This is a genomic window from Streptomyces sp. CB02058 (assembly GCF_001905505.1).
In the GTDB taxonomy this organism is placed as follows: domain Bacteria; phylum Actinomycetota; class Actinomycetes; order Streptomycetales; family Streptomycetaceae; genus Streptomyces.
This window is the reverse complement of the sequence record NZ_LIPG01000001.1, coordinates 304,856-328,313: the sequence shown is the minus strand read 5'-3', so window position 1 is coordinate 328,313 and position 23,458 is coordinate 304,856. Positions and strand designations below refer to the sequence as shown.

Sequence of the window (23,458 nt, the reverse complement as noted above, 5' to 3'; positions counted from 1 at the left end):
CGGCGTTCGCGGGGCCGGGCTCCGGCACAACCCGCGACCCCGGACCGGAGGCACCGCCTCAGAGGCGGGCCCGGTCGCCGGGCTGCTCCTGGATCGCCGGGACCATCACCGGGCCGCCCCGGTCCACCTCGCACCAGATCCGCTTCCCCGCGCCCTCGGGCTGCCAGCCCCAGCGGTCGGCCAGGCCGTCCACCAACTCCAGTCCGCGCCCGCCGGTGTCCTCGCCCTCCGCGTGACGGGGCTGGGGCGGGCGGGTGCTGGTGTCGGCCACCTCGACCCTCACCGTCCCCGTCGACCCCGGGGAACCCGCCGGGCCCGCCGTGCCGAACAGCATCCGCAGCACGGCCGGACAGCCCGTGTGGACCACCGCGTTGGTGACGAGCTCGGAGATCAGCAGGATCAGCGTCTCCGCGAGTGGCTCGTCGTCCTCCAACCCGGACCCGATCAGCCGCGACCGCGCCCATCTGCGGGCCCGCCCGACCTCTGCGGGATCCGCCCCGACCTCCAGCTGAACCTGAAGCACCTGCACCGCTCACACCATCCGAACCGGCGGACACATCGCCTCGCGCCTCCTCGGGGTCACGGAACGTGACTCCCCTGCGAGACAGCATGGTTGACGTACAGTCACCGCAACAAGCGCTTCGGGCATATTCCAGCGCGAAGGAGTACGCGTGGTCCATACTGTGCGACGCGTGCTGCGGAGAGTCGAACAGAAGCGCGTCGGCGCCCCGGGAAACGTGCCCCCGGCAGGCCCCGCGCAGCTCCGTGGGTCGCGAGCAGGGCACCGTTCGCCGACCGGGGCGCCCGCAGGGGCCGCACCCGGATCCTCCGGTTCCAGTGCCACTCGCATCCAACGGAGCGTACCCGAGCCGGACCGCGCGACTCCGCCCGGTGACCGCCCGCACCCGGGGCGCATATGGTCACCGGATGCGCTGTGTCACTCCCCGGGCACCTTCCGTACGCCCCCGGTCAGGCACGACGGCGCTGCGACAGCACCGCGGCCCGGCCCCGGGTCACCCCGGGCCGGGCCGTGGAAGTGCGCGAACTGCTCGCGTCGTTGGGCGTGTTGTGCGCGGGCGGCTACGCGTCCGGCTCGATCACGGTGAAGTAGGCGGAGAAGGCGGCGACCGCTTCCGTTTCCGCGATCCGGCCGTCCTGGTCGGTGTCCAGACTCCGGGCGGCGACGCTCGCGACGTCGTCGGCGGCGCCCAGCACCCTCAGGGCGCGCTCCACGGCGGCGACCGGCGCCGAGGCGGGCGCGTGGCCCTCGAGGTCGGCGCCGTCCGCGACGGCGATCGCCGCCCGCAGGAAGGGGCGCGCGATCTCCGCGAAGCGCCCGGGGCTGTCCCGCAGCCGCTTCACCGCCCCGCCGACGAACTCCTCCCGGTTGACACGCTGGTCCCCGTCCACATCGGCGATGCCCGCCATGCCCTGCCAGAAGGCCTCGGCACCCGTGTAGAGGGCCTGGCCCCTGTCGCAGCGGGCCTTCGTACCGAACTCGGTGAGCAGACGGGCCGCGGCGGCGTTGAAATCGGCGCGATCGATGTAGCCGTTGCCGTCCTGGTCGAAGGCGGCGAAGCGGTGCGCGATCTTGCGCTCGTACTCTGCGCTGTCCATGCGGGGAGCGTACGACGCCGAAGGGCGTCACGTGTCACCGCTGTCCATCAGTGATGTGACAACCTCGTACGCCGCCGGTGCGGCGGGCGGGTGTCAGGCGGTGAGCGGCTCGGATCCCTCGTCGGTCGCCGCGTCCGCGTCGGGGTAGACGTCGAAGAGCCGGCGTACCCCGAGGGCGCCGAGCACCTTGTTGACGTGCGAGCCGTCCACCGCTCCGCGGGCCGGGAGGATGAGCCGGAGCCGGCCGCCGCAGGACTTCATGAGGCGCCGGGAGGCGATCAGGACGCCGACACCGCTGGAGTCGCAGAAGAGGACGCCCGAGAGGTCGAGGACCACGTCGTGGCGGCCCGCGGCCACCGCTCCGTGGACGGACTGGCGCACGACGGGTGAACTCACGAGATCGAGCTCGCCGTGGATGCGCAGCACGGTCCACGCGTCCTGCTCGGTCTCGTACACCTTCAGCGTCACGCGACTCGGCCTCTCGTCCGGGGATTCCGGAGGATCCGGAAGTTACCGTTCCTCCTCGCGGCTGCCCCCCTGGGCTCCGGCGAAACACCGTTCGGCACATCGGGCCCGTACGCGATTCCTCCAGAAATGATCACTTCAGGATCGTTTACGCGGCCATGAAATGGCAAGGCGCCGTTCATTCCTTATCATTCAACGCCACTGAGGGGACGTACTTGTCGCAAAGGTACGTGCACGGCCGATGTCGCCGACTACATTTCGACGTGACGAGGGGAACAGGGCTGGGGGCTCGATGGCGAAAGACGCACCACCGCGCTGGGACCGCCGCATGCAGCAGCGGCTGGCGCGGGGCGAGGCGGCGGCTCTCGGCGAGCTCTACGACCGCTTCGCCGCCCTCGTGCACAGCCAGGCCCACCGGATGCTCGACGACGAGGACGCCGCGGACCAGGTGACCCGCGAGGTCTTCTGCTACGTCTGGGAGAACCCGGACGCCTACAACCCCAAGCACGGTTCGATGCGCTCCTGGGTGGCACGGCTCACCCACCGCCGGTCCGTGCTGCGGCTGCGCGGGGAGCACGAAGGGGCCGAGGGGCAGGACGCCGAGGAGCTCGAGCACCGGGTGCTCAGGGCCACCGCCGCGGCCCGCGCCGACTACATCGTCGCCTCCATGCCCGCTCCCCTGCGCGCCGCCCTGGAGCTCGCGTACGTACAGCGCAGGGACTACCGCCAGGCCGCGTCCGACCTCGGCGTCACCGGGGACGAGGCGAGGCGCCGGCTGCGGCTCGGGCTCCAGCTGCTCTCCACCGCGAACACCCGGCCGTCGGCGGACACCGCGCCTCCGGGATACGGACCGACACCGTGAACGAGGACAGGAGCGGCGAGGCCCGCGACGGAGAGCAGCCGGTCGAACGGCGCATACCCGGCCCCCGGGCGGCCGCTGACGACCGCGAGCAGCTGCCGCCGGTCCTGCCCGGGGGCTCAGGTCAGCCACTCACCCACAAGGTGCTCAAGTCTCTGCTCGGCGCCTGGGCCCTGGCCGCCTGCTCCGCCGAGGAGACCGCGGCGGTCGAGGACCACCTCACCATGTGCGCCCCCTGCGCGGACGAGGCGCTGCGGCTGCGCGACGCGGTGGGCCTGCTGCACACCGACGGCACCCTGGACCTGGACCCGATGCTCAGGTCCCGCGTCCTGGAGGGCTGTCTGGGGCGGCGACCGCCGCGTATTCCCGTGCCCGCCTGGGCCGCTCCGTACGACGCGGAGACCGCCAGGCTCGACGCGCTGCTGCGTGACATAGGCGACTCGGAGTGGCACGCCCCGGTGCGTCTGAGGTGGTTCGAGGGCGAGCGCCAGGTGAACCGCAAGACGACGGTCGCCGGGGTCATCGGTCATCTGATGGCCGTCGACGGCCTGGTGTCCGCGGCGCTCGGCCTGGACGACCCGCTCGGCAGGGGCGAGAAGCCGGCCTCGGCGACCGAGCGCACCGAGCACTACTGGTCGTCCGCCCACCGGCCGCCGACCCGGACCGTGCGGGAGCCGTGGCGGGAGCAGAGCCACGCGCTCGTCCGTACGGTCTCGTTCGCCGGCCGCGGTGTCGCGGAGCTCTCCGTCCCCTACGGCGACTTCGCCCTCCCGCTGCAGGACTCGCTCCTGGAGAGGGCCTTCGAGTGCTGGGTGCACGGCGGTGACATCGCGAACGCCGTGGACTATCCCTACGAGCCGCCCGCCGCCGCCCACCTCCACGGGATGATCGACCTGGCGGCCCGGCTGCTCCCCGCGACCCTCGCCGAACGGCGCCGTGCGGGGCTCGCCGCACCGGCCAGGCATCTGGTCACGGCGGGGAGGCCGGGGCGCTCGCTCCATCTGGAGGTCGAGGGCCGCGGCGGCGGCGACTGGTACATCGCGCTGGACTCGCCCGCCGCCCTCGGCTCCCCCGCCCACACGGTCGCGCAGGTCGCCCTGGACGGGGTGGAGTTCTGCCGGCTGGTCGCCGGGCACGTGCCGCCGGTCGAGGCGGCGGCCGGCCAGGAGGGCGACCGCGAGGCGATCCACGACGTCCTGTGCGCGGCGGCCTCCCTGAGCCGGCTGTGAGCCCGGCGGCTCCCTGAGGGCCGTCCGCCGGGTCCCGGGGCCTTCGGGTCTCAGTCGAAGACGACCGTGCGGCGGCCGTTGAGCAGGATGCGCCGCTCCGCGTGCCACTTGACCGCGCGGGCCAGCGCCTGGCACTCCACGTCGCGGCCGACGGCGACGAGCTGGTCCGGCGTGACGCCGTGGCCGACGCGCTCGACCTCCTGCTCGATGATCGGCCCCTCGTCGAGGTCGGCGGTCACGTAGTGCGCCGTCGCGCCGATCAGCTTCACCCCGCGCGCATGCGCCTGGTGGTACGGCTTCGCACCCTTGAAGCTCGGCAGGAAGGAGTGGTGGATGTTGATGATCCGGCCGCTCAGCTGCTTGCAGAGATCGTCCGAGAGCACCTGCATGTAGCGCGCCAGGACGACCAGTTCGACGTTCTCGCTCCGCACCAGCTCCAGCAGCTGCGCCTCGGCCTCCGGCTTGTTGTCCCTGGTCACGGGGATGTGCCGGAAGGGCACTCCGTACGAGGCGACGAGCTCGGCGAACTCCGTGTGGTTGGAGACGACCGCCACGATCTCGACGGGCAGCGCACCGGTGCGGGAGCGGAACAGCAGGTCGTTCAGGCAGTGCCCGAACTTGCTGACCATCAGCACGATGCGCATGCGGTCGCTCGCGCGGTGGATCTGCCACTCCATCCGGAAGGAGTCCCCGATCGCGGCGAAGCTGGCCCGCAGCTTGTCCACGGTGACCGTGGCGTCCGCCGAGAAGTGGACGCGCATGAAGAAGAGACCGGTGTCGTGGTCGCCGAACTGCTGACTGTCCTCGATGTTGCAGCCGGTCATGAAGAGATAGCTCGACACGGCGTGCACGATGCCCTGCTTGTCGGGGCAGGAGAGCGTGAGGACGTACTGCTCGGCGGTGGCGTCCGAGGCAGCGGTTACGGATTCGGCAGGCTGCGGCGCGGTCATCCCCGTAGGGTGCCACACCGCCCGGAGGTCACGCCGATCTGGTCATGATGCGGAGCACGTCCAGGGAGCGCGGCGGGGTGTCGGGGTCCTCCGCGTCATTGGTGGCGAGCATCACATGGGCTTCGCGGGCGGCCATGACCGCCTCGCCCCAGCCCGGGTGTTCCAGATAGGCGGATACGGGGGCGTCCGCGCCCGTCTGGTGCATGATGCGCAGCACCCGCAGGGCGGCGACGTCCACGAGGGCGGCCTCGGCCGAGTCGCGGAAGATCGTGCCGACGTACTTCTCGGCGGACCAGTTGTCGAGCCAGGTGTCCTCGACCAGGCGGTACACGGCGTCGGTGACGTCGCCGTACCCCTCCCGGCCGGCCAGCCAGCACTCGTGGTGGAAGACGGGGTCGGAGAGCATGTGCAGCGCCGAGCGCACGTTGCTGCGCCAGCGCCACCACGGCATGTCGTTGAGCGGCATGCCGCCCATGGTGGAGGAGCGACGGCCGCGACGGGAAGTGTTCTCCGAACCTTGCTGCACGGTTGTCGATCGTACGTTCCCCTCCGGCGGCCGTGCGCGGCCCCCCGCAATTCACCTGTACGTCACCATGCGTTGACCGGCGCACACTGCGGCGTTACCCGTGAGCCGCAAAAGTTCATGCCCATGACCGGATGGCGACGCCTCTCCTCCCCCCGCCCCTACAAGCTCCTCACATCGGTGGCGGCCGGGGCACTGCTGATATCCGGCTGCGGTGTACTCCCTGGAGCCTCGGGGGGCTCCAGGGAGCCCGTCACCGTGATGACCTGGGCCCCCGACACCACCGGAGCCGACACCGTGAACATGGCCGGCATGCCGGCCATGGCGCGGACCTACGCCCGCTGGATCAACGAGCAGGGCGGGATCGACGGCCACGAGCTCCGCGTGCTCACCTGCAACGAACAGGACACCGCGAGCGGGGCCTCGAAGTGCGCCCGGCGGGCGGCGGACGAGGACGTGGCGGCGGTCGTCGGCTCGTACAGCAGATACGGGCGGGCGTTCCTGGCCCCGCTGGAGTCCGCCGGAATCCCGTACATCGGCGGTTACGGCGCCTCGGCCGACGAGTTCACCAGCTATCTGTCCTACCCCGTCAACGGCGGCCAGCCCGCGCTCGTCGCGGGCAACGGGGAGCAGCTCGCGGCCGACTGCGAGCGGGTCTCGCTGGTGCGGCCCGACACCCTGGTCGGCGACACGCTGCCCGGGCTCCTCGACGCGAGCCTCAGCCGGAGCAACCGGCCCGCGTCCTACGACATCAGCGCGCCCGAGGAGGCCACGTCGTACGACTCCCAGGCGGCCAAGGCGCTGGAGCAGGCCGGCGGCGGCTGTGTGACGGCGGTGCTCGGCAAGGGCACGGGGACGTTCTTCGACTCCTTCCGCCGGCTGGAGTCGAAGGACGACGAAGTACGGATCTCGTCCGTGCTGGGCAGTGTGGGCCAGGGCCTCATCGACCGCTCGGGCGGCCGGAACAGCCCCTTCGAGGGGGCCCTCGTCACCGGCTGGTACCCGGACTCGGGCGACGCCCGCTGGGACGAGATGCGTCAGGTGATCGACACGTACGCCTTCAAGGACAACCGGATCGATCCCGAGGACACGGGCGTGCAGACGACCTGGATCGCCTACACCGTGCTCAAGGCGGTCATCGAGGCGATGGACGAGTCCTCGATCACGGCGGGCGGTGTCTCCGTCAGCCTCAACCGCGGCACCGAGGTGGACACCGGCGGCCTGACGCCGGTCCTGCGCTGGCGCTTCCAGGACATGGTGGGCACGGCCGCCTACGGGCGCATCGTCAATGGGCGGGTGACGTTCCAGGTGGTCCGTGACGGGCGTCTCACGTCCGCGAAGAAGGGCTTCGTGGACATCACGGAGACGCTCGTGAACGCCGGCTCCGGCGTCTGACGCAGGACGGCGGACCACGGGGCCCGGCGGGCCACGGTGTCCGGCGCGCCGCACGCTCGTCGGCCTCCGGCTCCCGTGGCGTCCGGGGCCGGAGGCCGTCGCGTCAGAGCTGCGTCGGGGCGCGCTCCGTCAGCGTGTACTTGCGCGCGATGGAGTTCCACAGCCCCGAGGCCTTGCGCTTCTGGATGGTGGCGTCGCTGCTGGAGGCGTTGCCCTTGTTCGTCTCGTCCGTCGTGCGGGCCTTGCCGCCCTTGCAGACCTTCTTGTCGTCCTTCGCCTGGCGGGCCCACGCGGCGTAGTGGTCGTCGGCCTCGGCCGACGCCTGCCAGGCCTTCGTCAGCGAGGTCTTCAGCTGCTCGTGGTCGGGAAGCTGGTCGACGCTCAGCGCTTCCAGCCTGGTGACGAGGCTGCGTCGCTGCGTGGCCGCGCCCGTCAGGTCGGTCTCGGCCTGGTCCAGCGCCCGGCAGCCCCTGATCTTCTCGACGGCGCTGATCACCGCGGCACGGCTGTTGTTGCTGTCCGCGAGGAGCTTGTCGAGCGCCTCCGCCTGCGGCTTCGCGGGGTCGGCCGCCGCCTCGGTGGGCTCCGCGGCGGACGAACTCCGGGAGGCCACCGGCTGCTTGTCGTCCGGGCTCTCGTCGCCGCCGCTCAGCAGCGCGCCCGCGCCGAGACCGATGACGGCGCAGCCGATGACGACCGCGGCGATCAGCGGGATGTGCGGGGACCGTCTGCGCTGCGGGCCGTGGCCCTGGTCGGGCTCGTCAGCGCCGTAGCCGCCGTGACCGCCGTGGCCTCCGTGCCCGGCCTGGCCGCCGGGTCCGCCCTGTCCGCCCTGTCCGCCCTGGAGGTTCTGCAGGCCCGACTGGTAGGGCTGCGCGCTCTGCGGCTGCTGCGCCTGGTAGGGCCGGTGCTGCTGCTGGGCCTGCTGCTGCCCGGGGTCGAAGCGGGGCATCTGCTGCGTGGCGCCGGCGGGCTCCTCGCTGCGGAAGAGGCTGTCGAACTCCGCGGGCGGCTGCCGGTCGCCCGGGGCCCCGGGACGGATGCCGTACGGAGCGCCGCCGGGCACCGGGGGTATGTACTGGGTGGCGTCGGCGTCGGAGGGCTGCTCGGACGCGGCGGACCGGCCCAGGTACTGGGTGGATTCCGCGGGACGCTCGGGCGGCAGCCCGCCGGGGAAGGAGCCGCCGGGCACGGGCGCGATGTACTGCGTGGCGTCCGCGTCCCCGCCCTGCCCCATGCCCTGCGCTCCGGCCTGGCCGGCGCCCGGGGTGTTCTCCGGCGGCAGCGGCTGGGCGTAGGTCTGCGGCTGCGGGTACGCGTCCTGCTGGTGCTGCTGGTACGCGCCTTGCTGGTGCTGCTGCTCCTGGGGTGCGTACGACTGCTGCGGGGCCTGGTACTGGCCGTGCTGGGGTGCGTACGAACCCGGCGCCTGCTGCTCGGGCGGCAGCTGCCCCGGCGCGTGGCCCTCCTGCGGGGTGGCCTGCGGCCCCCAGGGCTGGCCCCACGGCCGGCCGCCCGCAGGCGCCGCCTGGTCCGGCTGCGCGGCCGGTGGCGCGCCCGGGGTCCATGGGGCACCACCGTCCGCGGGCAGCACGACACCTTCGTGCGCGGGCCGTACAGCGGGAAGCTGCCGCTCGTCACCCTGTCCGCTCTGCGTCACCGGGACTCCTACGTGTCAACCTATGGAATCGTCGGCTCACGCTACCGGGTGGCCCGAGCGCGACGCCAAGCGCCCAAGGCCCCTCACCACCCCTCCACACTGCGGTAACGCGCAGCACGCCCGCGACGCTGTTCCTGGTCAACTCGCCGAAGACGCCCGGTCAGGCGGCCTGGAGCTCCAGTCTGGCTCCGAACTCCCGGACGGCGGGCTCGTTCCCGAACGGCTCCAGACGCTGCTGGAGGTCGTCGAGATATTCCGCACCCCGGCTGGAGCGCACCGTCCCCAGGAGCTCCATCGCCCGCAGCCCCGTGTGGCACGCCTGCTCCACCTCGCGCTGCTGCACCTGCGCGCTGGCGAGGAGCACCAGGCCGATGCCCCTGCGCCGGGCCCGGGACTCCGGGAGTGCGGCCAGGGCCTCCTTCGCGCGGCGGGCGGCGGGCTCGGCCTGCCCCAGGTCGCGGTGACAGTGCGCCAGCTCGTCCGCGAGATAGCCGGCGTCGAAGTGCGTGATCCAGGACGGGTCGTCGCCGGTGTCCGGGTCGGCCTGCTCCAGGGCGGTCAGCGCACGGCTCGCCGCCACCTGGCAGGTGCGGGCGTCTCCCATGAGCGCGTGGCCCCGGGCCTCGGCGGCGTGGAACATGGCCTCCGCGCGCGGGGTGACCCGGCCCCGGGCGCCCTCCTGAGCGGCCCGCGCCAGCTGGGCGATCTCCCGGGGGTTGCCGAGCTGAGCGGCGAGGTGGCTCATCGACGCGGCGAGCACATAGCCCCCGTACGCCCGGTCGCCCGCGGCCTGGGCGAGGCGCAGCGCCTGGATGTAGTACCGCTGGGCGAGCCCGGGCTGCCCGGTGTCGACGGCCATGTATCCGGCGAGCTCGGTGAGCCGGGCGACGGCGCCGAAGAGCTCACGGCCGACCGATTCGCGGTACGCCCCCGAAAGCAGCCCGGACACCACGCTGTTGAGGTAGTGCACGAGGACGGGCCGCACGTGCCCGCTGCCGAAGCGGTGGTCCAGGTCGACGAGCGCGGCCGTCATCGCCCGCACCGCCTCGACGTCCGCCGTCCCGACCCTGCTCCCGGCGGTCCGGGCCACCTGCGGGTCGGCGCCCGTGATCAGCCAGTCACGGCTGGGCTCGACCAGCGCGGACGCGGCCACGGCGGAGCCGGACAGCAGGTCGCGACGGCCCACGTCGCTGCGCCACAGCTCGCAGACCTGCTCGATCGCGCCGAGCACGGTGGGCGCGAACTGCAGGCCGACGCCCGAGGCGAGGCTCTTGCCGTTGGCCATGCCGATCTCGTCGATCGTGACCGTGCGGCCGAGCTTGCGGCCGATCGCCTCGGCGATGATTCCGGGCGCCCTGCCGCGTGGCTGCTGGCCGCGCAGCCAGCGGGCCACGGACGTCTTGTCGTAGCGGAGGTCGAGACCCCGCTCGGCTCCGACCATGTTGACCCGTCGTGCGAGACCGGCGTTGGAGCACGCCGCCTCCTGGATGAGCGTCTGGAGCCGTTCGTTCGGCTGACGGGCGACGAGAGGCCTGGCTGCCATTCTTTTTCCCCCTGGGACCGCAGTGAGCTGGTGAGGCATCACTGCCCGGCACGGCACAAGAAATGCGCATATTCATCTGCATCGGGTACACGTGGTGGCGCGTTGGCACAGTTCTGCAAGGGGTTACCCCCGGATCGGTGCGCTTGCTCACGCGCGCCCCCGCCCATGCATCCGTGCGCCCCATATGCAGGATCGATCCGCCATATTGGGCGCACGCGCGCCCGTAACCCCTGGTGGCGACCGGAGTTGTGTGGTGCGTGGAAGAGCCCATCGGAGTGACGGAAGCCGCACGTATCCCTCAACAGCGGTGTGAACAGCTGCTCGAAGCCGCTGCGTGGTACACCCAGGAACGGCACTGGGACGTGTTCCCCGGCACCTGGCTCGAAGCCGTGGGCGGGACGGAGCGCTGCTCGTGCGGCGACGCCCTCTGCGAGGAGCCGGGGGCGCATCCCGCCCGTCCCGACTGGGCGGGCCAGGCGACGGGCAGCGCGGCGGCGGCCCGCAGGATGTGGTCAAGGCAGCCCGGGTCGTCGGTGCTGCTGCCGGCCGGGCGGACCTTCGACGCCCTCGACGTACCGGAGTCCGCGGGCTTCCTCGCGATGGCCAGGATGGAGCGGATGGGTCTCACGCTCGGCCCGGTGACCCGCACCCCGGACCGGCGGATGCTCTTCTTCGTCCTGCCGGGAGCCGCCGCGAAGGCGCCCGCCCTCGTCCGGCAACTGGGCTGGGACGCCCGGGCCATCGGCATGGTGGGGCGCGGCGAGGGAGAGTACGTGGCCGGGCCGCCGACCAGGGTGGGCGGGCGCGGGGCCGTGCAGTGGGCCCGCAGGCCCTCCCGCGTCAATCTGTGGCTGCCGGACGCGGACGAGCTGATCAACCCGCTCGCGTACGCCTGTGCGCGGGAGGCGGCCGACGCCCGCGCGCGCCTTTCGTAGGCTGGTCCCCACACGCGGGGATACCGAAAGGCAGTGCCATGCCGGACCAGGCGGACAGCACGGGCGGGGCGGACAGGGCGAGCGGGGCGGGCGGCGCGGCCCCGGTGGCCGACAGGACGGTGGTGGAGGGGACTTCGCCGGGCGCCGGGGCGGCTTCGCCGGTGGCCGTACGGGTGGAAGGGCTGTGGAAGCGCTTCGGGCAGCAGGTCGCCGTCTCCGGGATCGATCTGGAGCTGCCCGCGGGCAAGTTCATCGGCCTGGTGGGTCCCAACGGCGCGGGGAAGACCACCACGCTCTCCATGGTGACCGGGCTGCTCAGGCCGGACATGGGACGGATCGAGGTCGCGGGCCACGACGTGTGGCGCGACCCGGTGGAGGTGAAGTCACGGATCGGTGTGCTCCCCGAGGGGCTGCGTCTCTTCGAGCGGCTGTCGGGGCGTGAACTCCTGGCGTACAACGGCCGGCTGCGCGGGCTGCCCGGCGCCGAGGTGGACAAGCGCGCGACCCAGCTGCTCGACGTCCTCGATCTGGCGGGTGCGCAGCACAAGCTGGTCGTGGACTACTCGACCGGGATGCGGAAGAAGATCGGGCTGGCGACGGCGCTGCTGCACAACCCCGAAGTCCTCTTCCTCGACGAGCCGTTCGAGGGCGTGGACCCGGTGTCCGCCCAGACCATCCGCGGGGTGCTGGAGCGCTACACCCGCTCCGGGGCGACCGTGGTCTTCTCCAGCCATGTCATGGAGCTCGTCGAGTCCCTCTGCGACTGGGTGGCCGTGATGGCGGGCGGGCGGATCCGCGCCCACGGCACGCTGGCCGAGGTGCGGGGCGACGCCGCCTCCCTCCAGGCGGCCTTCCTCGAACTGGTCGGCGCGGGCGCCCGGGACACCGGTGACTCCCTGGACTGGCTGGGCGGTGCCCGATGACCGTCCTGGACGCCGCCCCCACCGGGTCCGCCGTCCCTGCCGCTCGCGGTCAGGGTCTCGTGCCGGTGTTCGTGAGCCTCAAGCTGACGCTGTTGCGCAACGGTCTGCGCCAGTCGTCCGGGCGGCGGGCCGCCTATGTGGCCTCCCTCGTCGTCACGCTGCTGCTCGCCGCGGGCCAGCTGATCGGCCTGATCGCGCTGCGTGGCTCCGCGCACGCGGAGACCCTGGTGGTGCTGCTGAGCGCGCTTCTGGCTCTGGGCTGGGCGGTGATGCCGCTGTTCTTCCCGAGCGGCGACGAGACGCTGGACCCGAGCCGGCTGGTGATGCTTCCGCTGCGGCCGGGGCCGCTGATCAAGGCACTGCTGGTGGCCTCGCTGATCGGCATCGGGCCCCTCTTCACCCTGGTGCTGGCCCTGGGCTCGGTGATCGCGGTGGCGCACGGCGCCGCGGCGGTGGTGTCCGGGGTGATCGCCGTGCCGCTGACGCTGCTGGTCTGTGTGGCGCTGGCGCGGTCCGTCGCCACGGCGAACATCCGGCTGCTGACCTCGCGCAAGGGCCGTGACCTCGCGGTGCTCAGCGGGCTGGTGATCGCGGTGGGCATCCAGTTCGTCAACTTCGGTGCGCAGAACCTGGAGCGGGCGGGCGGGCTGTCCTCGCTGGAGCCGGTCGCGGACGTGGTGCGCTGGCTGCCGCCGGCCTCGGCCCTCGGCGCCGTGGGGTCCGCCTCCGAGGGGGCGTACGGGACGGCGGTGGCGCAGGTACTGGTCTCGCTGCTGGCGCTGGGGGTCCTGATGGGGCTGTGGCAGCGGAGCCTGGTGAAGCTGATGACGGCACCGGACGGTTCCACGATCGCCGCGGCCGAGCCGTCCGCCGAGCGGTCGGGCGATGACCGTTCAGGGCTCCACGCGCTGCTGCCCGAGGGGCGTACGGGGACGGTGATGCAGCGGAGTCTGCGCTATGTCGTACGGGACCCGAAGACCAAGGCGTCCTGGGTGACGGCGCTGGCGATCGGTCTGATCGTGCCGGTGCTCAACGCCGTGCAGGGCGTCGGATCGGTCTACTTCGCCTGCTTCGCGGCGGGCATGCTCGGCATGCAGATGTACAACCAGTTCGGGCAGGACACCTCCGCCTTCTGGATGGTGGCGCTCACGGTGTCGTCGGCCAGGGACGCCTACCTCGAACTGCGGGCGCGGGCCCTGGCCCTGCTGCTGATCACCCTGCCGTACACGGTCCTGGTGACGGTGGTGACGGCCGCGGTGGTCGGGGACTGGGCGGCGCTGCCGGGCGTCATGGGGCTGTCCTTCGCCCTGCTCGGCGCGATGCTGGCGACGGGCGCCCTGGCCTCGGCGCTCTTCCCGTACTCGATCCCGCAGGACGGGGCGTTCAAGAACGTCGCGCCGGGGCAGGCCGGGCTCGCCTGGATCTCCATCTTCGGCGGCATGGTGGCGGCGGCCGTGCTGAGCGCCCCGGTGATCGCGCTGACGATCTGGCTGCATGTGGCGGACCACCACGGCCTGCTGTGGCTGCTGCTTCCGGTGGGAGCTGTCTACGGGGCGTTCATCGGCTGGCTGGGCGTGCGGCTGGCGGCTCCGCGCACGGCGGACCGGCTCCCGGAGATCCTGGCCGCGGTCAGCAAGGGCTGAGCGGCCGGGGGCTCGGGGCTCCGGGCCGGGGGCAGGGACTTCCGGGCCCGCGGCGGCTTCCGGCCGGCGCAGGGACTTCCGGGCGGGGCAGGAGGGACACGGGTGGCCAGGGGCTTCCCGGGCGCCCCCGCGTCATGGCCTGACGAGCGGTCAGGGGCTGACGGGCTCCCTGTCGTCCCGGAAGTCCTCCGCGAGCTGTTCGAGGAAGGGCTCCACCGCCGTGCGCCAGCCGTCTGGCTGGTCGTAGTGGACGAGGTGTCCGGCGTCCGCGACCTCGGCGTACTGCCCGCGCGGCAGGACACGGACCATCTCCTGGGCCTCCGCCCTGCCCAGCTCCCCGTCGATCCCGCGCAGGACCAGGGTGGGGCAGCGCACCTGCGCCAGCTCCTCCCAGTGGGCGTCGTAGACCCAGGTGGCCCGGGAGACGAGCATCTGCTCCCGGGAGAAGACGGGCCGCCAGCCGTCGGAGCTCTCGGCCATCACCTCGGCGAAGAACTCACCGCGCGAGGGGTTGGGCCGCTCCACCCAGGGGTCGTCCTCGCCGAACCACTTCCGTACGTCGGCGAGCGTCGCGAAGGGCAGCGGCCAGGCGTCGAACCAGTCCTCCCACTCCCGCTGGGAGGCCCCGCCGAGCGCGGAGGCCCGCATGTCGCAGATGATCAGGGCCTTGACGAGATCGGGGCGCTTCGCGGCGAGCTGCCACGCCGTGAGCGCTCCCATCGAGTGCCCGATGAGGGTGACGGGGGCGAGGCCGAGCTGTTCGATCGCCGCCTCGACGTCCGCGACGTAGGCGTCACGGGTGAACGGCCCGTCGGACGGCTTCTCGCTGCGGCCGTGTCCCCGCTGGTCGAGGCCGACCGGCCGGTGGCGTTCGGAGAGCCAGCGGGCGGTGGAGGCCCAGTGCGCGGCCCGCCCCATCAGGCCGTGCAGCAATAAGATCCCGGGGGCCTGCCCGCCCTCCGGGCGCCCTTTGGGCTGATCGGCGAACTCCCAGGCCGCGAGGCGTACGCCGTCGGACCCGGTCACATCAACGCGCCGCACCATAGGTCTGGCACTCCCTTCGGGTCCTCGATCACCGTGTACCGCGTACGAGCCAGACTATCGAACCTTTATTCGAAAACTCGGGTCCGGCTCGCACGATCCCACGTTTGGGTGACAGCGGTTCAGGATTGATGCGCCCGGCCGGGGGGAGACCTTCACCGGGAAGCGGATCACTCGGGGACAAGGGGTCCGCGGGGACTGACCTCGGGAGCTCGGGGCTCCAGGTCAGCGCAGGGGAGGACCGGCCCCGGCGCCTCAGGGCACCGGGGCCTCGCCCTGTTCCAGAACAGATGAATCCACCGGGTCCGGCCGGCCTGCCGGGCACACCCGCTCCACCGGATCCGCCCGGTCCTTCGGGTCCGCGATCACTCCGGACCGGCGGCGCGGCTCGCCCGGCCCGCGGGGCCGTCGAGGCGTCACAGAACCCGGCCGCCCCCTCACAGCGCACGTGCCAGTGCGACGGGCGCATTTCCCGCTCCCTCCCCGACCGCGCGGCAAGGTCTGCCGGCGCCCCCAGGTCAATGCAATGGCCACAGCCTGGCACGCGATTCGCCCGGGCGCTGCGATTCCGGGCGGAAAACAGAAAGCGGGCTTACCGGCGCAGATCTGCACGTGCATCCGCACCGGCGCCTGCACATGCCATCAGGACGCCGGTGCGTGCATCAGCGCTGGTCAGCGACTGATCAACGCCGTGCCGATGCTCTTGCCGCTCGCTGTTCGGTTGTTCATTCCGCTTCGGCCCGAGCGACTGCCCCGGCCTCAGCTTCCGCCGGCTGCTTCTGCTCACGCCGGCTGCTTCTGCTCACCGCTTCTGCTTACTGCTTACTGCTTCGCGACGAACACGTGCGACGCGACCTCGGCGTCCAGCTCGGCCGCCTCGCCGCTGGAACCGACCAGCACCCCGCCGGCCGACTCGGTCACGCTGACGACCGAACCGGGCTGCACGCCCGCCCGCCGCAGCGTGTACATCAGCTGTGCGTCGGTCTGGATCGGCTCCCCGATCCGGCGCACCACCACGGTCTTGCCCTCCGAGCCCGGGTCGAGCTCGGCCAGGCTCACCATGCCCTCGTCCAGGAACGGATCGGCCTCGGCCTTCTCGCCCAGCTCCTCCAGACCCGGGATCGGGTTGCCGTACGGAGACTCCGTCGGGTGCCGCAGGAGCTCCAGCACCCGCCGCTCCACGGCCTCGCTCATCACGTGCTCCCAGCGGCACGCCTCGGCGTGGACCTGCTCCCACTCCAGGCCGATGACGTCGACGAGCAGACACTCGGCGAGGCGGTGCTTGCGCATCACCCGCGTCGCCAGGCGCCGCCCCTCCTCGGTCAGTTCCAGATGGCGGTCGCCCGCGACCTGGACCAGTCCGTCCCGCTCCATGCGCGCCACCGTCTGGCTGACCGTCGGACCGCTCTGGTCCAGCCGTTCGGCGATCCGGGCGCGCATCGGGACCACGCCTTCCTCTTCGAGCTCGAGGATGGTGCGGAGATACATCTCCGTTGTATCGATCAGTCCGGACATACGTGCCCCTCGATGCTGTGACATGAAGTCGTCGTGCGATGGCCCTCCACCAATTCTGACGCATGGCGCCGACAACCGTGCCCCGCCGTCGCATGCCTGTGCTGCCGGGCGGTCCGGGCCCCTATTGACAGCCCAGTGGTCCAGACCGCAACGTGATCCGCGGCACGGGCACCGCACGGACCCCCATCTCCCGCAGGAAAGGCCTCCTCGATGAGCGACAGCAAGCTCGCCGGTCAGTTCTTCGACGCAGCGATCGGCCTGCTGGAGCGGGTGCGCGACGAGGAGTCCGGCGCCGTCGCCGCAGCGGGTGCCGCGATCGCCGACACCGTCGCGGCGGGCGGCCGGCTCTTCGCCTTCGGTGCGGGGCACTCCTCGCTCGCGGCGCAGGACGTCGTCTACCGGGCCGGCGGATTCGCCCTGATGAACCTGCTCGCCGTGCCGGGCACCGTCGGCGTCGACGTCATGCCCGCCACGCTCGGCTCAGCGCTGGAGCGGGTCGACGGCCTCGCGAGCGCGGTGCTCGACTCCAGCCCGGCCCGTTCCGGGGACCTGCTCGTGATCATCTCCCTGTCCGGGCGCAACGCGCTGCCCGTGGAGATGGCGCAGAACGCGCGGGCGCTCGGGCTGACGGTCATCGGGGTCACCTCGGTCGCGTACACGACGGGCACCAAGTCCCGGCACGCCTCGGGCGGTTTCCTGCGGGACCACTGCGACATCGTGCTCGACAGCAAGATCTCCATCGGGGACGCGGAGCTGACGGCGGAGGGCATCGAGGCCCCGTTCGCCCCGGCGTCCACGGTCGTCACCAGCGCGCTGATGCAGGCCATGATGGCCACCGCGGCCGAGGAGCTCGTCGCCCGGGGCATCGAGCCGCCGCTGCTGCGCTCGGGCAACGTCGACGGCGGGCACGAGTGGAACGGGCGCGTGATGCGGGAGTACGGCGACCGGATCTTCTACCGCCACTGACGCCCCGCCGGGCGCCTCCTCCGGCCCCTCGGAGCCCCGGCCCGGCGGCCCGCCGGGCGTCTCCTCCAGCCCTTCAGAGCCCCGGTTCGGCGGTCAGCCGGGCCAGGTCGACCGCCGAGGCGACCCGGACCGCCACGCTCTCCGCGTACACCACGTCCGGCCGTTCGAACGCGCTGCGGTTCGCCGCGCGAAGGAACGTCACCACGCCCAGCGTCCGCCCCCGGCTGCGCAGTACCGTGCTCAGCGCGTGCACCGAGTCACCGGGCCACTGGTGCTCCACCGCCCACGCCGCGCCCGCTCCGACCGGCGCGGCGACGCGGACGGACCCCGTGCGCTCCACCGCCTGGAGTGCCGGGTGCCCCGGGCCGTAGCGCACCGGGAGCGGGCCGCCGGAGACCGGCAGGCACGGGCCCGGGGCGTCGGACGGCGTCGCGGCTGCCCGTACGAGCCGCTCCCCTGCCGCCAGGTCCGCCCGCACGTCCAGCACCGCGTGGTCGGCGAACCCCGCCAGGGCGTAGTCGAGCGACGTGGTCGCCGCCTCCATCGGGTCCTCGCACTCGGCGGCCTGCCGGGCCGCCCGGTGCAGCTGGGCGGCCCGGAAACGCATCCGGTCCGCCTCCTGCTCGGCGAGCTTCGCCGCCGTGACGTCCCGGAACAGCCAGCCGACGCCCAGCGGAACCGGCTCCTCCGCGAGCGGCGAGGCCAGCCGGAGGAACCCGCTGCGCCAGCAGCGCCGCCGGTCGCCCTCCGCCGTCCGCAGCGTCACCCAGAGCTCGGCGGGCGCGGGCGGCGGGCCCTCGGCCAGGACGTGCTGGAGCGCGCCCTCCAGGTCCTCGACGCCCTGCACGATCAGCTCGCCCAGCGGGCGCCCCAGCAGCGTGGTGCGCCCGCCGCCCAGCGCCCGGGCGGCGTAGGCGTTGACGATGGTCGGCCGCAGGTCGACGTCGACGGCGACGACACCCCAGGACGCGTCCTCGAACAGTGCCTCGCTGAGCGCGATGGAGCGCTCCAGGTCGATCTGGGCGTGCACCTCGCTGAACGCGCAGTACACCCCCGCCGGCTTCCCGTCCTCACCGCGCACGCCCGAGGACTGCGTACGGACGAGAACGCGCCCGCCGTCCTTGCGCAGCAGCGCGAACTCGTGGACCTGGCGTCCAGGGGCGTCCATGACGGCCAGCAGTCGTTTCTGCACGTCCCCCGCGTCCGCGCTCCGCACGGCCCATCCCGCGAAGCCGCGCCGTCCGACGGCCTCGGCGGCGGTCCAGCCGAGAATCCGTTCCGCCTCGCGGTTCCAGTGGGTGATCGTGCCGTGCGCGTCGAACGCGCAGAGCGCGGCGTCCATCCCGTCGAGCAGCGCGGCGAGCAGACGGGAGCCTGGAACGACTGCCGACGGCTCCCGCTCGGGGTCCTCGTCGGGACCGAGCGCGTCGGTGGTCCCGGTGCTCCTGGAAGCACTCACTCCGTACCTCCCGCAGGGCGTCTTCCGCTTCGCGTTCCGCATTGCCGCACGTCAGACAATTGAACTCGAACGTGAGCCACCACACAGCCACTTCCCGGAAATCCGGTGTCCACCGGCGCTCCCGTTAATTCGCTTGTGCGGTCCCGGGGCGGTTCCTAGGCTGTGCGTACACGTTGAAAGGAGGTGATCCGAAAAGTGCAGTCTTATCGGATTCGTGAGGTGGCTGCGGGCTGACAGCCCGTCGTCGCACATCGTGCACCTCGGCAGGCTGTCTGCCGAAACCCAAGCAGTCACCGACCCGCAGGCTCGCCGGTAAGTCCGGCCGGCTCCTCCGCAAGGAGGGACCAGAGCCTGCGGGTTTCCGCGTTCCGGGCGGGGAGGGTCAGTACTGCTCGGACTGGCCGCCGTCGATCGGGACGACCGTCGCGTTGATGAAGCCGGACTCGTCGGAGAGCAGGAAGGCGACCAGGTTGCCGACCTCCTCCGGCTTGCCGAAGCGCCGCATCGGGTTGCCGCTGACGAAGGCCGCGCCGGCCTCCTCCCAGTTCACCGGGTCGATCTGGCGGAGCGAGCCCTCGACCATCGGGGTCATGATCGCGCCGGGGGCTATCGCCTTGATGGAGACCCCGAACTGCCCGTACTCCACACCGGAGTTACGGGTGAGGCCGACGACGCCGTGCTTGGCCGCCGCGTAGCCGGACTGGTTGCCGACGCCCCGGATGCCGCCGACGGAGGCGGTGTTCACGACCGAGCCCGAGCCCTGGCCCTTCATGACCGGGAGCACGTACTTGAGGCCGAGGAAGACGCCGCGGAGGTTGATCGACACGACGCGGTCGAACTCGTCGGTGCCGAAGTCCTGGGTGAGGTTCTGCTTGCCCTCGATACCCGCGTTGTTGAAGAAGCCGTCGATGCGCCCGTAGGCCTCGATCGTGGCGGAGACGTACCGCCGCACGTCGTCCTCGGAGCTGACGTCCGCGGTGATGCTCAGGACCTCCGCGCCGGGCACGGCCTTCTCGATCTCGGCCGCGGTGTCCGCGAGGCCCTGCTCGCTGACGTCGACCAGGGCGAGCCTGGCGCCTTCGGACGCGACCCGCAGGGCCGCCGCGCGGCCGAGGCCGGAGCCGCCGCCGGTGATGAGGACGACCTTGCCGCCGAAACGGTCTTCCATGACTGAACCTCCACGCTGAGATGTGCCGGATGACACTAGACTAGACAGTACGTACAGTCTAAATATTCCGGCCGTGCCCGCCCGCTGCGCAGGAGACCCTCATGGACGACCGTTCCGCCACCCCTCGCCCCCGGCGCGGCCCGCACCGTGACCCCGACGCCCATGAGGCCGTCCTGGCTGCCACACGGGAGCTGGTGGACGAGCTGGGCTACAAGGGCGTGACGATGGACCGCATCGCCACACGTGCCGGGGTGGCCCGGATGACGGTCTACCGCTGGTGGCCGAACAAGGCGGCCGTGGTCACCGAGGCGGTCGCGGACCGGCTTGCCCCGGGCCCGGCCCCCGACACCGGCGACGTGCGCGAGGACGCGCTGCTCTGGCTGCGGAACCTGGTGCGCACCTTGACCCTGCTGGGCGACCCCGGGGTGGTGACGGGCGCGCTGACCGAGCGCGGGGAGCCGGGCCGGGCCGATCTGCGGGATCTCCTCAAGGCCCACTCCGCGCCGGTCTCGCAGCTGTTGCGCAACGGCGTGGAGCGGGGCGGGCTGCCGCGGGACCTGCCGGTGGAGGCGGTCGTGGACAGCTGGGTGGGCTATGTCGTCTACCGCACGGTGTTCCTGGGCCAGGAGATCACCGAGGCCGAGCTCCTGGACCTCGTACGCCTGCTGCCGCCGCCTCCCCAGGGGCCGGGGGCGGCCTGACGGGTCACGGGCAGAGCCGCTCCACCCGCCAGCCGGCGGCCGGGCTCTCGCGCACGTAGCGGAGCCGGTCGTGCAGCCGGTTCTCGCGGCCCTGCCAGAACTCGATCGCGTCCGGTACGACGCGGAAACCGCCCCACTGCGGCGGCGCGGGGACCTTCTCGCCCTCGGGGTAGCGGGCTGCGAGCTCCTCGTAGCGGTCGACCAGCTCCTGCCGGGAGCCGACCACGGTCGACTGGTCGCTCGCCCAGGCGCCCAGCTGGGAGCCGTGCGGGCGGGTGCGGAAGTAGGCGACCGTCTCCTCGCGGCCCACGCGGGAGGCGGTGCCGGTGACGATGACCTGGCGGGCCAGCGGGTGCCAGGGGAAGAGCAGCGAGACGTACGGGTTCGCGGTCAGTTCGCGGCCCTTGCGGGAGCCGTAGTTGGTGAAGAAGACGAAACCGCGGTCGTCGTAGTGCTTGAGCAGCACCGTGCGGGAGGAGGGCCGTCCCTCGGAGTCGGCCGTGGAGACCACCATCGCGTTCGGCTCGTGGAGCGCGCCGCCCCCCGCGACCTGGCGGAACCAGTGGGCGAACTGGTCCATGGGGTCGGCGGCGAGGTCCTTCTCGGTGAAGTCCTCGGAGCGGTACTGCTCGCGCATCGCGGCCGGATCGGTGGTGCAATCGGATGACGGAGTGCGAGAGGAGGCGGAAGCGGAGGACGGAGTGGCATCAGCTGTGGGCACGGGGCCATCCTGCCGCAGCGGGCCGGTGTTCCCTGCGGGCAGGGGTTCGGTCCCCGGGCCGGCAGGCTGTGCCGGACGTCACCCTTCCCCGCGTCGTGGGAACCCGCCAGTATCGTGGACAGGCCTTTGTCGCCGTCATACAGCCGCCGAGCCGAAGGAGCCGCCCGATGTCCGACTTCGTACCCGGACTTGAAGGAGTCGTCGCGTTCGAGACGGAGATCGCCGAGCCCGACAAGGAAGGCGGATCGCTCCGTTACCGCGGCGTCGACATCGAGGATCTCGTCGGCCACGTGTCGTTCGGCAACGTCTGGGGGCTGCTGGTGGACGGGGCGTTCAACCCCGGTCTGCCGCCCGCCGAGCCGTTCCCGATCCCGGTGCACTCCGGCGACATCCGTGTGGACGTGCAGTCCGCGCTGGCCATGCTGGCGCCCGTGTGGGGCCTGAAACCGCTGCTCGACATCGATGCCGAGCAGGCCCGCGACGACCTCGCGCGCGCGGCCGTGATGGCCCTGTCGTACGTCGCCCAGTCGGCCCGTGGCCAGGGCCTGCCGATGGTCCCGCAGAGCGAGATCGACAAGGCGGAGTCCGTGGTCGAGCGGTTCATGATCCGCTGGCGCGGCGAGCCGGACCCGAAGCACGTCAAGGCGGTCGACGCCTACTGGACCTCGGCCGCCGAACACGGCATGAACGCCTCGACGTTCACCGCCCGTGTCATCGCCTCCACCGGCGCGGACGTCTCGGCCGCCCTCTCCGGCGCGGTCGGCGCGATGTCGGGCCCGCTGCACGGCGGGGCCCCGTCCCGGGTCCTCGGCATGATCGAGGAGATCGAGCGGACCGGCGACGCCCGGGCCTATGTGAAGCAGGCGCTGGACAAGGGCGAGCGGCTGATGGGCTTCGGCCACCGCGTCTACCGCGCCGAGGACCCCCGCGCCCGCGTCCTGCGCCGCACGGCCCGTGAGCTGGCCGCCCCGCGCTTCGAGGTGGCGGAGGCCCTGGAGAAGGCGGCCCTGGAAGAGCTCCACGCCCGCCGCCCGGACCGCGTCCTGGCGACGAACGTCGAGTTCTGGGCGGCGATCGTGCTGGACTTCGCGGAGGTCCCGGCGCACATGTTCACGTCGATGTTCAGCTGTGCCCGCACGGCCGGCTGGTCGGCGCACATCCTGGAGCAGAAGAGGACGGGCCGCCTGGTGCGCCCCTCGGCGACGTACGTCGGCCCGGGCACCCGCGACCCGCACGAGATCCCGGGCTTCGACCAGCTGGCGGACCTGGGCAACTGACGGAGGGCCGGGCAGGTCGTGCCTCACCCGTCGCACGCCTGTGGCTCGCCTGTGTCATTCCTGGCGGCATCCTGAGACGCGTCACGGCGCGCCCCGGTGACGGACCGTCGTCACCGGGGCGCCCGGTAGTTGAACGCACCGGCTGCCCTTCGGGGCTCCCCTCACTGCCAGTTAGGTCAAAAATGACACACAAGGGACGCATCGCCCTCGCTGCCGCTCTCACCGCCATGACGCTCGGGCTCACGGCCTGCGAGGACGGCGCCGACTCGGCATCGGGACCGGACTCACCGTCGGCCTCCGCCCCGGCACCGTCCGATCCGGCCGGCGAGAGCCCGTCCGCGGAGCCCACCGACGACGGCGCCGCTCCGGCCGACGGGGACGTCACCGCACCGGGCTCGAAGCTCGAGGTCGGCGACAGGGCGGTCCTGCCGTTCACGTACGGGACGGACAAGAAGGGCACCGTCGCCGTGACGGTCACGGCGATCGAGAAGGGCGCCGAGGCCGACATGGAGCGGTTCGGCGCGAAGGCGAAGGGCATGACGCCCTATTACATCCGGATGAAGGTGGAGAACGTCGGCGGCACCGACCTGTCGTACGCGTCGCTGAGGCTGCGCGGGCAGCTGGCGGGCGGCGGCCCCACGGGGGTCATCCTGATCGGCGACCTCCCGGGCAAGTGCGACAGCGAGACGGCCCCCCGCGACTTCACCACCAAGGGCGCGTCGTACGAGACCTGCTCGCTCAGCGCCACGAAGACCGAGCCCGTCGCGGCCGCTTCGTTCGACGAGGGTGACGCGTACACCGACAGCCCGGTCCTCTGGACCAGCTGACCCTCCGTTCCTGTCCTGGCGCCGTGCGTCGCGTCCTCGAC

General features: G+C 72.3%; 22 protein-coding genes. 10 read left to right on the top strand and 12 right to left on the bottom strand.

What is annotated here, in order from left to right:
- Nucleotides 1-58: 58 nt before the first annotated feature.
- From AMK10_RS01625 to AMK10_RS01615, 3 genes are all read right to left on the bottom strand, one after another.
- Nucleotides 59-529, bottom strand: coding sequence for an ATP-binding protein (locus AMK10_RS01625; protein WP_073744035.1), 471 nt, complete (start codon nt 527-529; stop codon nt 59-61).
- A gap of 551 nt (nt 530-1,080) precedes the next feature.
- Entirely contained in the window at nt 1,081-1,617 is a 537-nt protein-coding gene (locus tag AMK10_RS01620; RefSeq protein ID WP_073744033.1) for an EF-hand domain-containing protein, read from the bottom strand.
- Nucleotides 1,618-1,710: 93 nt separating this feature from the next.
- Nucleotides 1,711-2,085 carry an STAS domain-containing protein gene (locus AMK10_RS01615; RefSeq protein WP_073744031.1) on the bottom strand — a complete coding sequence of 125 codons (375 nt, stop codon included), beginning with the start codon at nt 2,083-2,085 and terminating at the stop codon, nt 1,711-1,713.
- Nucleotides 2,086-2,374: 289 nt separating this feature from the next.
- Here AMK10_RS01615 and AMK10_RS01610 point away from each other — a divergent pair, with 289 nt between their 5' ends.
- Together AMK10_RS01610 and AMK10_RS01605 are read left to right on the top strand one after the other, a co-directional pair.
- Nucleotides 2,375-2,944, top strand: a complete 570-nt coding sequence (locus AMK10_RS01610) for an RNA polymerase sigma factor (protein ID WP_073744029.1) — start codon at nt 2,375-2,377, stop codon at nt 2,942-2,944.
- Nucleotides 2,941-4,170, top strand: a complete 1,230-nt coding sequence (locus AMK10_RS01605; protein ID WP_073744027.1) for a zf-HC2 domain-containing protein — start codon at nt 2,941-2,943, stop codon at nt 4,168-4,170. The genes AMK10_RS01610 and AMK10_RS01605 overlap by 4 nt, the downstream gene beginning before the upstream one ends.
- 50 nt (nt 4,171-4,220) lie before the next feature.
- Here AMK10_RS01605 and purU read toward each other — a convergent pair whose 3' ends face one another.
- Both purU and AMK10_RS01595 read right to left on the bottom strand, forming a co-directional pair.
- The gene (purU, locus tag AMK10_RS01600) at nt 4,221-5,120 is read right to left on the bottom strand and encodes a formyltetrahydrofolate deformylase (protein WP_073744025.1); all 900 of its coding nucleotides are present in this window, start codon (nt 5,118-5,120) and stop codon (nt 4,221-4,223) included.
- A gap of 28 nt (nt 5,121-5,148) precedes the next feature.
- On the bottom strand, nt 5,149-5,595 hold the full coding sequence (locus tag AMK10_RS01595; RefSeq protein ID WP_073744023.1) for an SCO4402 family protein: 447 nt from the start codon (nt 5,593-5,595) through the stop codon (nt 5,149-5,151).
- A 174-nt stretch (nt 5,596-5,769) separates the two neighbouring features.
- Between AMK10_RS01595 and AMK10_RS01590 the strand changes: the two genes are divergently transcribed.
- Complete coding sequence (locus tag AMK10_RS01590; RefSeq protein WP_073745969.1) at nt 5,770-7,038, top strand: ABC transporter substrate-binding protein; 1,269 nt, start codon at nt 5,770-5,772, stop codon at nt 7,036-7,038.
- A gap of 103 nt (nt 7,039-7,141) precedes the next feature.
- On the opposite strand, the gene AMK10_RS01585 is transcribed toward AMK10_RS01590, so the two are convergent.
- Both AMK10_RS01585 and AMK10_RS01580 read right to left on the bottom strand, forming a co-directional pair.
- Entirely contained in the window at nt 7,142-8,698 is a 1,557-nt protein-coding gene (locus tag AMK10_RS01585; protein ID WP_198959604.1) for a hypothetical protein, read from the bottom strand.
- 160 nt (nt 8,699-8,858) lie between these two features.
- Nucleotides 8,859-10,241, bottom strand: a complete 1,383-nt coding sequence (locus tag AMK10_RS01580) for a transcriptional regulator (protein WP_073744021.1) — start codon at nt 10,239-10,241, stop codon at nt 8,859-8,861.
- 257 nt (nt 10,242-10,498) lie between these two features.
- Here AMK10_RS01580 and AMK10_RS01575 point away from each other — a divergent pair, with 257 nt between their 5' ends.
- From AMK10_RS01575 to AMK10_RS01565, 3 genes are read left to right on the top strand one after another with little or no spacing between them, the layout of a single operon-like run.
- Nucleotides 10,499-11,176 (top strand): bifunctional DNA primase/polymerase, encoded by a 678-nt coding sequence (locus AMK10_RS01575; RefSeq protein WP_073744019.1) that lies wholly within the window; start codon nt 10,499-10,501, stop codon nt 11,174-11,176.
- 38 nt (nt 11,177-11,214) lie between these two features.
- Nucleotides 11,215-12,099, top strand: coding sequence for an ABC transporter ATP-binding protein (locus AMK10_RS01570; protein WP_073744017.1), 885 nt, complete (start codon nt 11,215-11,217; stop codon nt 12,097-12,099).
- Nucleotides 12,096-13,742, top strand: a complete 1,647-nt coding sequence (locus AMK10_RS01565) for a transporter (protein WP_073744015.1) — start codon at nt 12,096-12,098, stop codon at nt 13,740-13,742. The genes AMK10_RS01570 and AMK10_RS01565 overlap by 4 nt, the downstream gene beginning before the upstream one ends.
- A gap of 150 nt (nt 13,743-13,892) precedes the next feature.
- Here the strand turns inward: AMK10_RS01565 and AMK10_RS01560 are convergent, their stop codons facing one another.
- Both AMK10_RS01560 and AMK10_RS01555 read right to left on the bottom strand, forming a co-directional pair.
- Nucleotides 13,893-14,786 (bottom strand): alpha/beta fold hydrolase, encoded by an 894-nt coding sequence (locus AMK10_RS01560; RefSeq protein WP_073744012.1) that lies wholly within the window; start codon nt 14,784-14,786, stop codon nt 13,893-13,895.
- Between the two features lie 819 nt (nt 14,787-15,605).
- On the bottom strand, nt 15,606-16,298 hold the full coding sequence (locus AMK10_RS01555) for a metal-dependent transcriptional regulator (protein WP_073744010.1): 693 nt from the start codon (nt 16,296-16,298) through the stop codon (nt 15,606-15,608).
- Between the two features lie 210 nt (nt 16,299-16,508).
- On the opposite strand from AMK10_RS01555, the gene AMK10_RS01550 reads away from it, so the two are divergent.
- Nucleotides 16,509-17,264: an SIS domain-containing protein gene (locus tag AMK10_RS01550; protein ID WP_073744008.1), complete on the top strand. Its 756-nt coding sequence runs from the start codon at nt 16,509-16,511 to the stop codon at nt 17,262-17,264.
- A gap of 73 nt (nt 17,265-17,337) precedes the next feature.
- Here AMK10_RS01550 and AMK10_RS01545 read toward each other — a convergent pair whose 3' ends face one another.
- Both AMK10_RS01545 and AMK10_RS01540 read right to left on the bottom strand, forming a co-directional pair.
- The gene (locus tag AMK10_RS01545) at nt 17,338-18,723 is read right to left on the bottom strand and encodes a PAS domain-containing protein (protein ID WP_073744006.1); all 1,386 of its coding nucleotides are present in this window, start codon (nt 18,721-18,723) and stop codon (nt 17,338-17,340) included.
- A gap of 382 nt (nt 18,724-19,105) precedes the next feature.
- Entirely contained in the window at nt 19,106-19,891 is a 786-nt protein-coding gene (locus AMK10_RS01540; protein ID WP_073744004.1) for an SDR family oxidoreductase, read from the bottom strand.
- 101 nt (nt 19,892-19,992) lie between these two features.
- On the opposite strand from AMK10_RS01540, the gene AMK10_RS01535 reads away from it, so the two are divergent.
- Entirely contained in the window at nt 19,993-20,592 is a 600-nt protein-coding gene (locus AMK10_RS01535; RefSeq protein ID WP_073744002.1) for a TetR/AcrR family transcriptional regulator, read from the top strand.
- A 4-nt stretch (nt 20,593-20,596) separates the two neighbouring features.
- On the opposite strand, the gene pdxH is transcribed toward AMK10_RS01535, so the two are convergent.
- Complete coding sequence (gene pdxH, locus AMK10_RS01530) at nt 20,597-21,229, bottom strand: pyridoxamine 5'-phosphate oxidase (protein WP_073744000.1); 633 nt, start codon at nt 21,227-21,229, stop codon at nt 20,597-20,599.
- Between the two features lie 251 nt (nt 21,230-21,480).
- Here pdxH and AMK10_RS01525 point away from each other — a divergent pair, with 251 nt between their 5' ends.
- Together AMK10_RS01525 and AMK10_RS01520 are read left to right on the top strand one after the other, a co-directional pair.
- Nucleotides 21,481-22,590, top strand: a complete 1,110-nt coding sequence (locus tag AMK10_RS01525; RefSeq protein ID WP_073743998.1) for a citrate synthase 2 — start codon at nt 21,481-21,483, stop codon at nt 22,588-22,590.
- Nucleotides 22,591-22,772: 182 nt separating this feature from the next.
- Nucleotides 22,773-23,417, top strand: a complete 645-nt coding sequence (locus tag AMK10_RS01520) for a hypothetical protein (RefSeq protein WP_073743996.1) — start codon at nt 22,773-22,775, stop codon at nt 23,415-23,417.
- Nucleotides 23,418-23,458 lie beyond the last annotated feature (41 nt).

Excerpts from the sequence above, each read along its gene's own strand:
- AMK10_RS01620 (WP_073744033.1), bottom strand. The coding sequence starts at position 1,617 with ATGGACAGCGCAGAGTACGAGCGCAAGATCGCGCACCGCTTCGCCGCC.
- AMK10_RS01610 (WP_073744029.1), top strand. The coding sequence starts at position 2,375 with ATGGCGAAAGACGCACCACCGCGCTGGGACCGCCGCATGCAGCAGCGG.
- purU (WP_073744025.1), bottom strand. The coding sequence starts at position 5,120 with ATGACCGCGCCGCAGCCTGCCGAATCCGTAACCGCTGCCTCGGACGCC.
- AMK10_RS01595 (WP_073744023.1), bottom strand. The coding sequence starts at position 5,595 with ATGGGCGGCATGCCGCTCAACGACATGCCGTGGTGGCGCTGGCGCAGC.
- AMK10_RS01590 (WP_073745969.1), top strand. The coding sequence starts at position 5,770 with ATGACCGGATGGCGACGCCTCTCCTCCCCCCGCCCCTACAAGCTCCTC.
- AMK10_RS01580 (WP_073744021.1), bottom strand. The coding sequence starts at position 10,241 with ATGGCAGCCAGGCCTCTCGTCGCCCGTCAGCCGAACGAACGGCTCCAG.
- AMK10_RS01570 (WP_073744017.1), top strand. The coding sequence starts at position 11,215 with ATGCCGGACCAGGCGGACAGCACGGGCGGGGCGGACAGGGCGAGCGGG.
- AMK10_RS01565 (WP_073744015.1), top strand. The coding sequence starts at position 12,096 with ATGACCGTCCTGGACGCCGCCCCCACCGGGTCCGCCGTCCCTGCCGCT.
- AMK10_RS01560 (WP_073744012.1), bottom strand. The coding sequence starts at position 14,786 with ATGGTGCGGCGCGTTGATGTGACCGGGTCCGACGGCGTACGCCTCGCG.
- AMK10_RS01555 (WP_073744010.1), bottom strand. The coding sequence starts at position 16,298 with ATGTCCGGACTGATCGATACAACGGAGATGTATCTCCGCACCATCCTC.
- AMK10_RS01550 (WP_073744008.1), top strand. The coding sequence starts at position 16,509 with ATGAGCGACAGCAAGCTCGCCGGTCAGTTCTTCGACGCAGCGATCGGC.
- AMK10_RS01540 (WP_073744004.1), bottom strand. The coding sequence starts at position 19,891 with ATGGAAGACCGTTTCGGCGGCAAGGTCGTCCTCATCACCGGCGGCGGC.
- AMK10_RS01535 (WP_073744002.1), top strand. The coding sequence starts at position 19,993 with ATGGACGACCGTTCCGCCACCCCTCGCCCCCGGCGCGGCCCGCACCGT.
- pdxH (WP_073744000.1), bottom strand. The coding sequence starts at position 21,229 with ATGCGCGAGCAGTACCGCTCCGAGGACTTCACCGAGAAGGACCTCGCC.
- AMK10_RS01525 (WP_073743998.1), top strand. The coding sequence starts at position 21,481 with ATGTCCGACTTCGTACCCGGACTTGAAGGAGTCGTCGCGTTCGAGACG.
- AMK10_RS01520 (WP_073743996.1), top strand. The coding sequence starts at position 22,773 with ATGACACACAAGGGACGCATCGCCCTCGCTGCCGCTCTCACCGCCATG.